The organism is Mycobacterium sp. E2989 (genome assembly GCF_001667595.1).
Lineage (GTDB): Bacteria > Actinomycetota > Actinomycetes > Mycobacteriales > Mycobacteriaceae > Mycobacterium.
The window spans coordinates 40233-48548 of the sequence record NZ_LZJX01000037.1; the positions used below are offsets into that span (position 1 = coordinate 40233).

At 67.2% G+C, this 8316-nt stretch carries 7 protein-coding genes; 5 read left to right on the plus strand and 2 right to left on the minus strand.

Going from position 1 to position 8316, the window contains the following annotated elements:
• Positions 1-56 precede the first annotated feature (56 nt).
• Positions 57-2294 (plus strand): NADP-dependent isocitrate dehydrogenase, encoded by a 2238-nt coding sequence (locus A5680_RS07965; protein ID WP_067817989.1) that lies wholly within the window; start codon positions 57-59, stop codon positions 2292-2294.
• 9 nt (positions 2295-2303) lie between these two features.
• On the plus strand, positions 2304-3533 hold the full coding sequence (locus tag A5680_RS07970; RefSeq protein ID WP_067817992.1) for an NADP-dependent isocitrate dehydrogenase: 1230 nt from the start codon (positions 2304-2306) through the stop codon (positions 3531-3533).
• On the opposite strand, the gene A5680_RS07975 is transcribed toward A5680_RS07970, so the two are convergent.
• Complete coding sequence (locus A5680_RS07975; RefSeq protein ID WP_055405026.1) at positions 3526-4326, minus strand: alpha/beta fold hydrolase; 801 nt, start codon at positions 4324-4326, stop codon at positions 3526-3528. The two genes, A5680_RS07970 and A5680_RS07975, sit on opposite strands and share 8 nt — an antisense overlap.
• 257 nt (positions 4327-4583) lie before the next feature.
• Between A5680_RS07975 and trpS the strand changes: the two genes are divergently transcribed.
• From trpS to yhjD (A5680_RS07990), 3 genes are read left to right on the plus strand one after another with little or no spacing between them, the layout of a single operon-like run.
• Positions 4584-5597 carry a tryptophan--tRNA ligase gene (gene trpS, locus A5680_RS07980; RefSeq protein WP_067817996.1) on the plus strand — a complete coding sequence of 338 codons (1014 nt, stop codon included), beginning with the start codon at positions 4584-4586 and terminating at the stop codon, positions 5595-5597.
• 7 nt (positions 5598-5604) lie between these two features.
• Positions 5605-6510, plus strand: a complete 906-nt coding sequence (gene yhjD / locus A5680_RS07985) for an inner membrane protein YhjD (RefSeq protein ID WP_055405020.1) — start codon at positions 5605-5607, stop codon at positions 6508-6510.
• The gene (gene yhjD, locus A5680_RS07990; RefSeq protein WP_067817999.1) at positions 6507-7535 is read left to right on the plus strand and encodes an inner membrane protein YhjD; all 1029 of its coding nucleotides are present in this window, start codon (positions 6507-6509) and stop codon (positions 7533-7535) included. The genes yhjD (A5680_RS07985) and yhjD (A5680_RS07990) overlap by 4 nt, the downstream gene beginning before the upstream one ends.
• Here the strand turns inward: yhjD (A5680_RS07990) and A5680_RS07995 are convergent.
• Positions 7532-8316, minus strand: a 785-nt coding sequence (locus A5680_RS07995) for an N-acetylglucosamine-6-phosphate deacetylase (RefSeq protein WP_067818002.1), incomplete at its 5' end; no start/stop codon positions are given. The two genes, yhjD (A5680_RS07990) and A5680_RS07995, sit on opposite strands and share 4 nt — an antisense overlap.

Genomic DNA, 8316 nt, shown 5'->3' on the forward strand with positions numbered 1-8316 from the left:
AGCCCCCCAGAGGTCTGACCGAATACTCGAAGATTTTCCACGCCGGGAGAGGGACCGTGAGCGCCGAACAGCCGACCGTCATCTACACACTGACCGACGAGGCGCCGTTGCTGGCGACCTACGGGTTCCTGCCGATCGTGCGCGCGTTCGCCGAGCCGGCGGGCATCGAGATCAAGACGAGCGACATCTCCGTGGCCGCGCGCATCCTGGCCGAATTCCCCGACGACCTGACCGAGGAGCAGCGGGTCGGCGACAACCTGGGCGAGTTGGGCAAGCTGACGCAGCTGCCCGACACCAACATCATCAAGCTGCCGAACATCAGCGCCTCGGTGCCCCAGCTGGTCGCCGCCGTCAAGGAGCTGCAGGGCAAGGGCTTCAAGATTCCGGACTTTCCGCAGAGCCCGAAGACCGACGAGGACAGGGAAATCCGCGCCCGCTACGGCAAATGCCTGGGCAGCGCGGTCAACCCGGTACTGCGACAAGGCAACTCGGACCGGCGCGCGCCCAAGGCCGTCAAGGAGTACGCGCGCAGGCACCCGCACAGCATGGGGGAGTGGTCGCCGGCGTCGCGCACCCACGTCGCGACCATGCGCAAGGGCGACTTCTACCACGGCGAGAAGTCGATGACGCTGGACCGCGCGCGCAACGTGAAGATGGTGCTGGAAACCAAGAGCGGCAAGACCCTCGAGCTGAAGGACAAGGTCGAGCTGCGCGAGGGCGACGTCATCGACAGCATGTTCATGAGCAAGAAGGCGCTGGTCGAGTTCTACGAAGAGCAGATGGAGGACGCCTACGAGACCGGCGTGATGTTCTCACTGCACGTCAAGGCGACCATGATGAAGGTCTCGCATCCCATCGTCTTCGGCCACGCCGTGAAGGTCTATTACAAGGACGCCTTCGCCAAACACCAGGAGCTGTTCGACGAGCTCGGCGTCGACGTCAACAACGGACTGGTCGACCTCTACAACAAGATCGAGTCGCTGCCCGCCTCGCTGCACGAGGAGATCATCCGCGACCTGCACGCCTGCCACGAACACCGCCCCGAGCTGGCCATGGTCGATTCGGCAAAGGGCATCACCAACTTTCACTCGCCCAGCGACGTGATCGTGGACGCGTCGATGCCGGCGATGATTCGGGCGGGCGGCAAGATGTGGGGCGCCGACGGGCGGCAGAAGGACACCAAGGCCGTCAACCCCGAGTCGACCTTTTCGCGGATCTACCAGGAGATCATCAACTTCTGCAAGACCCACGGGCAGTTCGACCCGACGACCATGGGGACCGTGCCCAACGTCGGCCTGATGGCGCAGCAGGCCGAGGAGTACGGCTCGCACGACAAGACGTTCGAAATCCCCGAGGACGGGGTCGCCAACATCGTCGACCTTGACAGCGGCGAGGTGCTGCTGACCCAGAACGTCGAGGAGGGCGACATCTGGCGGATGCCGATCGTCACCGACGAGGCGATCCGCGACTGGGTCAAGCTGGCCGTCACGCGGGCGCGCAACTCGGGCATGACGGTGGTGTTCTGGCTGGACACCGAGCGGCCGCACGAGGTCGAGCTGCGCAAGAAGGTCAAGGCGTATCTGAAGGAACACGACACCGAGGGCCTGGACATCAACATCATGCCCCAGGTGTGGGCCATGCGGTACACGATCGAGCGCGCGATCCGCGGCCAGGACACCATCGCCGCGACCGGAAACATCCTGCGCGACTACCTCACCGACCTGTTCCCGATTCTCGAGCTGGGCACCAGCGCCAAGATGCTGTCCATCGTGCCGCTGATGTCCGGCGGCGGCATGTACGAAACCGGGGCGGGCGGTTCGGCGCCCAAGCACGTGCACCAGCTCCTCGAGGAGAACCACCTGCGCTGGGATTCCCTCGGCGAATTCCTCGCTCTCGGAGCGTGTTTCGAGGACATCGGCATCAAGACGGACAACGAGCGCGCCAAGATCCTGGGCAAGACGCTGGACGCCGCGATCGGCAAGCTGCTGGAGAACAACAAGAGTCCGTCGCGCAAGGCCGGCGAACTCGACAACCGCGGCAGCCAGTTCTACCTGGCGCTGTACTGGGCGCAGGAACTCGCGCAATCCGACGACGAGGAGCTTTCCAAGCACTTCGCCGCGCTGGCCGAGTCGCTGGGCGAGAACGAGGACACCATCGTCGGCGAGCTGGCCGAGGCGCAGGGCGAGACGGTGGACATCGGTGGCTACTACTACCCGGACAGCGAGAAGACGACCGCCGTGATGCGGCCGAGCAAGACGTTCAACGAAGCGCTGACAGCCTCGCAAGGTTCGTAAGGTCCGAAGATGTCAGGCGACCGCAAGATCAAAGTCCGGGGGCCGGTCGTCGAGCTCGACGGTGACGAGATGACCCGCGTCATCTGGAAACTGATCAAGGAGATGCTGATACTGCCGCATCTCGACGTCAACCTCGAGTACTACGACCTCGGCATCGAAAACCGCGACCGCACCAACGACCAGGTGACCATCGACGCCGCGTACGCCATCAAGAGACACGGGGTAGGCGTCAAGTGCGCCACCATCACCCCCGACGAGGCCCGCGTCCAAGAATTCAACTTGAAGAAGATGTGGCTCTCACCCAACGGCACCATCCGAAACATTCTGGGCGGCACCATCTTCCGCGAGCCGATCGTCATCTCGAACGTCCCCCGGCTGGTTCCCGGCTGGACCAAGCCGATCGTCATCGGGCGCCACGCGTTCGGTGACCAGTATCGGTCGACCAACTTCAAGATCGACAAGCCGGGCACCGTGGCGATCACGTTCACCCCGTCCGACGGCAGCGAGCCGATCGTGCACGAGATGGTGGACATCCCCGACGACGGCGGCGTCGTGATGGGGATGTACAACTTCAAGGACTCCATCGGGGATTTCGCGCGCGCGTCGTTCAAGTACGGCCTCAACGCCAAATGGCCGGTGTACCTGTCCACCAAGAACACGATCCTCAAGGCCTACGACGGCATGTTCAAGGACGAGTTCCAGCGCATCTACGACGAGGAATTCAAGGACAAGTTCGAGGCCGAGGGGCTCACCTACGAGCACCGGCTCATCGACGACATGGTCGCCGCGTGCCTGAAGTGGGAGGGCGGCTACGTGTGGGCGTGCAAGAACTACGACGGCGACGTCCAGTCCGACCTCGTCGCCCAGGGCTACGGCTCGCTGGGGCTGATGACGTCGGTGCTGATGACCGCCGACGGCAAGACGGTGGAGGCCGAGGCCGCGCACGGCACCGTCACCCGGCACTTCCGGCAGTACCGGGCCGGCAAGCCGACCTCGACCAACCCGATCGCCTCGATCTTCGCCTGGACGCGCGGGCTGGCCCACCGCGGCAAGCTCGACGGCACCCCGGGGGTGGTCGAGTTCGCGCAGAGGCTGGAGGACGTGGTCGTCGGGACGGTCGAGAGCGGGAAGATGACCAAGGACCTGGCCATGCTCGTCGGCCCCGACCAGGAATGGCAGCAGAGCGAGGAGTTCCTCAACTCGATCGCCGAAAACCTGGAAAAGGAGCTGGCTAACTAGCCGAGGGGTTCGCGCGGCGCCGCGCCGGGTCGACGCATTCGTCGAGGAAGCCGATGATCACGTCGGTGACGCGCTCGGGCGCCTCGAACATCGGGATGTGGCCCACGCCGTCGAGCTCGGTGACCTGGTGGTCGTCGGGCAAATGGGTGGTGAAATGCCGGCTGAACCTGGGGGCGGGCACGATCCGGTCCTTCTCGCAGATCACCAGGTGCGCCGGGACGGCGTTCTCGGCCAGCTCCCGCAGTCCGTGCAGCAGCAGCGACTTGACCAGCAGCTGGAAGTAGGCCGGGCAGTGCGCGACGTCGTCGATGCAGCCCAGCAGTTGCTCGTGGCTGACCCCGTCGGGCGTCGCGCTGATCGCGTAGGTGGCCAGGTGGCGGCTGAACGGCAGCCCCATCACCCGCGGGCCGAACAGCGCGGCCAATATCAGCAGCGGAATGCCCAGGATGAACTTGGCGATCACCTCGAACTTGGCCGGGCTCCATCGGGTCCATCCGCCGGCCGGGGCGATGCCCATCACGCTGCGCGCGCGCCCGCGCCGCTCCAGCTCGAACGCGACCCAACCGCCCAGCGAGTTGCCCACGATGTGCGCGGTCTTCCAGCCCAGCTCGTCCATCTGGCGCTCCACGTGGTCGGCGAGCACCGCCGAGGACAAGAACCAGGTCCCCGCGGGCGGGCCGCCGTTGTGGCCGGCCATCGTCGGGGCGAACACCTCGTAGCGCCCGGTGTCGGCCAGCCGCTGGGCGACGTCCTGCCAAACCGCCTGGGACAGCAGGAACGGGTGCAGCAACAGGACCGGCTCTCCAGAACCCAGGTGAATCGGTGGCCGCGTCCCCGCGCTGCTGTTCGTGCTGCTCCCCATAGCCCCGACACTAAAGGCGGTACCGCCGGTACCGCAAGCGAGTGTGACCCGCGGCGCGATCGCCTGGAGGGGCGCCGCTCGCTCGCGCGTGTGCGGCTGGCCGCACACTCGGCGGCGAGGATGAAGCTAGCCGCACACTCGGCGGCGGCGCATGCCCGGCACGGCCCGCGTGAAAAGATCGGTGCATCATGAGCACCCGATCCGGCCGGATCTTCTCCGGCGTCCAGCCCACCTCCGATTCGCTCCACCTGGGGAACGCGTTGGGTGCCATCACCCAATGGGTCGGGCTGCAGGACGATCACGACTGCTTCTTCTGCGTGGTCGACCTGCACGCCATCACCATCCCGCAGGATCCCGAGGCGCTGCGCCGCCGCACCCTGGTCACGGCCGCCCAGTACCTGGCGTTGGGCATCGACCCGGCCCGCAGCACGGTCTTCGTGCAGAGCCACGTGCCCGCCCACTCCCAGCTGGCCTGGGTGCTGGGCTGCTTCACCGGCTTCGGGCAGGCCTCGCGGATGACGCAGTTCAAGGACAAGTCGGCCCGCCAGGGCGGCGACTCCACCACCGTCGGCCTGTTCACCTATCCGGTGTTGCAGGCCGCCGACGTGCTGGCCTACGACACCGAGCTGGTGCCGGTGGGCGAGGACCAGCGCCAGCACCTCGAACTGGCGCGCGACGTGGCGCAGCGGTTCAACAGCCGGTTCCCCGACACGTTCGTGGTCCCCGACGTGATGATCCCCAAGGTGACCGCGAAGATCTACGACCTGCAAGACCCCACGTCGAAGATGAGCAAATCCGCGGCCACCGACGCGGGCCTGATCAACCTGCTCGACGATCCCGCCGCGTCGGCGAAGAAGATCCGCTCGGCGGTGACCGACAGCGAGCGCGAGATCCGCTTCGACACCGACGCCAAGCCGGGGGTGTCCAACCTGCTGAGCATCCAGTCGGCGGTCACCGGTGCCGCGATCGACACGCTCGTGGAGGGTTATGCCGGACGCGGTTACGGGGATCTGAAGAAGGACACCGCCGAGGCCGTCGTCGAGTTCGTCAGCCCCATCAAGGCCCGCGTCGACGAATTGCTGGCCGATTCAGCCGAATTGGAGTCGGTGCTCGCGGCGGGCGCGGAGCGCGCCGAGGACGTCGCCGGGAAAACCGTTCGGCGGGTCTACGATCGGTTAGGTTTCCTTCCGCAACGGGGATGAGTCGCACATGGGCGAGCCGGCCAAGCCAGGTGTCCTCGATCGGCTGCGGGCCCGGCACGGCTGGCTCGACCACGTCCTGCGCGCCTTTTTTCACTTCCGGAACTGCAACGGCAATCTGCTCGCGGCCGGCCTCACCTACTACACGCTGATCGCGCTAATTCCCTTGCTGATGGTCGGTTTCGCGCTGGGTAGCTTCGGGTTGTCGCATCATCCCGAGCGATTGGACACAATTGACAACCACGTCCGGTCCTGGGTGTCCCCCGAGTTGGGGCAGCATCTGGTCAACTTGATCCATTCGGCGGTCGCGGCCCGCACGTCCGTCGGTGTGATCGGGTTGGTCGTCGCGGCCTGGCTGGGCCAGACGTGGATGTATCGCCTCCGGGAGGCGCTGGGCCGAATCTGGGATCACCCAATGGACTCCGTGGGTTTCGTGCGGACGATACTGTCCGATCTGGCCGCCGTGGTGGGCACGTTCGCGGTGATCGTGGTCAGCATGGGGCTGTCCGCACTGGGACATCAGAAGCCGTTGCGTGCGGCGTTGAAACTGCTTGGGCTGCCGGAACTCTCGGTGTTCCATTGGGTCTTTCGGGTTGTTTCGGTGTTGACGGCGTTCGTGGTGTCGTGGGTGGTGTTCAGCTGGGTGATCGTGCGATTGCCGCGCGAGTCGGTTGGCGTCGTCACGTCGATGGAGGCCGGCTTGATCGCGGCCGCCGGTTTCGAGTTGTTCAAGCTGTTGGGATCGCTCTACCTGAAATTCGTGCTGCGCAGCGCCGCCGGCGCCACCTTCGGCCCGGTGCTGGGTCTGTTGGCGTTCGCGTACGTCACCTGGCTCTTGGTGCTGTACAGCACCGCCTGGGCCGCGACGGCGCGGGACGGCCCCCGGGCCCGGCAGGCAGGTGAAGTCCCCTCATGACCGAAGCTGCCAAGCCCGGAATTCTCGATCGGCTGCGGGCCCGGCACGGCTGGCTCGACCACGTCCTGCGCGCCTACCGGCGCTTCGACGACCGCAGCGGCGGATTCTTCGCCGCCGGCCTCACCTACTACACGATCTTCGCGTTATTTCCCTTGCTGATGGTCGGTTTCGCGGCCTTCGGGTTCGTGCTGGCGCGCCGGCCCGAGCTGCTGAAAACGATCGACGACCACATCCGGTCGCAGGTGACCGGTGCGCTGGGGGATCAGCTGCTGGACCTGATGAACTCGGCGATCGCCGCGCGGACGTCGGTGGGTGTCATCGGCCTGGCCACCGCGGTGTGGGCGGGGCTGGGCTGGATATCGCATCTGCGCCAGGCGTTGACGGAGATGTGGTGGGACGAGCGGATCGAGTCGCCGGGTTTCGTGCACAACAAGCTCTCCGACCTGTTGGCGATGCTGGGCACGTTCGCGGTGATCATGGCCACCGTCGGTTTGACCACGCTCGGTCATGACGCGCCGCTTGCCGCGCTGCTGAGATGGCTTGGCGTGCCGCAGCTTTCGGTGTTCGATTGGTTCTTCTGGTTGTTGTCGATCGTGATCTCGACGGCCGTGTCCTGGCTGCTGTTCACCTGGATGATCGCGCGCCTGCCCCGCGAGAAGGTCAGCCTGAGCGCGTCGATGCGGGCCGCGCTGATGGCGGCGGTCGGGTTCGAGGTGTTCAAACAGGTGGGGTCCGTCTATCTGCGGGTGGTGCTGCGCAGCCCGGCGGGCGCCACCTTCGGCCCGGTGCTGGGTCTGATGGTGTTCGCCTACATCACCGCCTATCTCGTGCTCTTCTGCACGGCGTGGGCCGCGACGGCGTCCGATCACCCGCGCGCGCGTCGCGTCCCCCCGCCGCCGCCGGCGATCATCGCGCCGCGCGTGCAGCCCGACGAGGGGATCGGCACGCGGCAGACGCTGACCGCGATGGCGATGGGAGCCCTTGGGGCGCTGACCCTTTCCCGTATCATCCGGCGGCTGCGCTAGCCGCCCACCCGCCATCGCCCGGCCACCATGACCGCGGCCACCCGCAGATCGCGGTCCAGCACAACGAGATTGGCGTCGTAGCCGGCGCGCAGGCTGCCCACCCCTTGCAGGCCGAGGGCGCGCGCGGGCGTCGCCGAGGTCGTCTGCGCGGCGGCGGCCAGTCCCGCTCCGGCGTGCACGTTGCGGAAGAGTTGGTCCATGGTGGCGGTGCTGCCCGCGATCGTCGGCGTGCCGCGCACCCGCGCCACTCCGGACGCGACGTCGACGTCCACCGCGCCGAGGCGAAACGCCCCGTCGCCGCGGCCGGCGGCGGAGATGGCGTCGGTGACGGCGGCGACCCGGTCCGGCCCGGCGTCCTCGACCACCGCCCGCACGACGGCCGGGTGCACGTGCACGCCATCGGCGATCACCTCCACGGTGACCGCGGGATGGCGGAGCAGGGCGAGCGCCGGGCCGGGCTCGCGATGGTGCACCGGCGGCATCGCGTTGAACAGGTGGGTGCCGACCGTGGCGCCCAGGCCGATGGCGCGTTCGGCCTGCTCGTAGGTGCAGTCCGTGTGCCCCAGTGCCACAACGACTCCGGCATCGAGGAAGCGCCGGATCGCGTCGTCGGCCCCGGGCAGTTCGGGGGCCAGGGTGACCATCCGGATCGCGCCGCCGCCGGCGCCCAGCAGGGCGTCGATCTCGGCCGGGTCCGGGTCGCGCATCCGGGCCGGGTCGTGCGCCCCGCACCGGGCCCGGCTCAGCCACGGCCCCTCCAGGTGGATGCCCGCGACGACGC